We start from the raw sequence: 1,093 nt of genomic DNA on the forward strand, positions 1-1,093 counted from the left end.
CGGCATCGAGGCCTACGCCATCCACCCCGCCAGCGTTGCGGTGTCGCGCGAGCACCGCCGCGCCAAGACCGATCGTCTCGACACCAAGCTTTTGATGCGCGCCTTTCGGCTGGCTGCGCGGCGAGAAGCGCCATTGCTCCATGGCCGCGATCCCGACGCTCGAGGAGCAGCCGCACGGCGGAGGGAACGCCGCTGCCGGACAACACCCGCGCCGGGCGAGCGCCAGGGTAAGGTCGGGACGAGGAGATGGTGGCCAATGGCCGAACTAGGAGATGAGGAAACGAACCAGGAGCAAGCTTGACAATCATCGCCCATACAAGTGTACCTCGGCGGTAGCGAAGCCGCGCGCGCGCCCTCAATAGCGCCTTAGCGAGCGAGCGGCGCAGCGGTGGTCATCGACGTTCTTCCGTTAGGGTCGGGTTGCTGACACCAACCTGATTCGAAGGAAGCATCGATGACCGACGACATGATGAACCTGCGCGGGCTCATGGAGAAGACCCCGATGCCGATATCCTGCGCGAGATGATCGGCTTTGCCGCCGAGCGGCTGATGGAGATGGAAGTGGCTGCGGCGACCGGCGCGGCCCATAGCGAGAAGAACCCGCAGTCGTTTCTCCACCTCTGCTAGAGCCAGAACGCCACTGTCCGACGACAGCATGCCGCCGTCGAAACGGGCGACGACGGACTTGCCGCCGACAGATGACAAGCCGCTCAGCGGCAGCGTAAGATCATTCATGGCGGGTGTGGTCTCCGGAAATGATTCGGATCGGCCTTAGCAACCAAATCCTACGTCATTTCAACGGCTTGAACCACATCCGCCAACCCACCGTGAATTTTCAGGCTAGTTAAGGCGATGGGCATGAGCGGCATCTCCAAGAGCCAGGTGAGCGGGCTGTGCGAGAGATCGACGGCAAGGTGAAGGCCTTCCTCGAGCGGCCGATCGAGGGCCGTATTTGTGGATCGATGCGACCTACCTGAAGGTGCGCCGCGGTGGGCGGATCGTCTCGGTCGCCGTCATCATCGCCGTGGGCGTGAATACCGACGGTCGGCGCGAGGTGCTCGGCATGGAGATCGGCACCTCGGAGGCCGAGCCG

General features: G+C 63.6%; 2 pseudogenes. Both read left to right on the forward strand.

Features of this window, described 5'->3' with window-relative positions:
* Nucleotides 1-170, forward strand: a pseudogene (locus NKI41_RS33480) (IS110 family RNA-guided transposase); the annotation flags it as partial.
* Nucleotides 171-454: 284 nt separating this feature from the next.
* Nucleotides 455-1,093: pseudogene (locus NKI41_RS33485) on the forward strand (transposase); the annotation flags it as partial.

This window comes from Mesorhizobium sp. M0601 (assembly GCF_040320845.1).
Classification (GTDB): Bacteria; Pseudomonadota; Alphaproteobacteria; order Rhizobiales; family Rhizobiaceae; genus Mesorhizobium.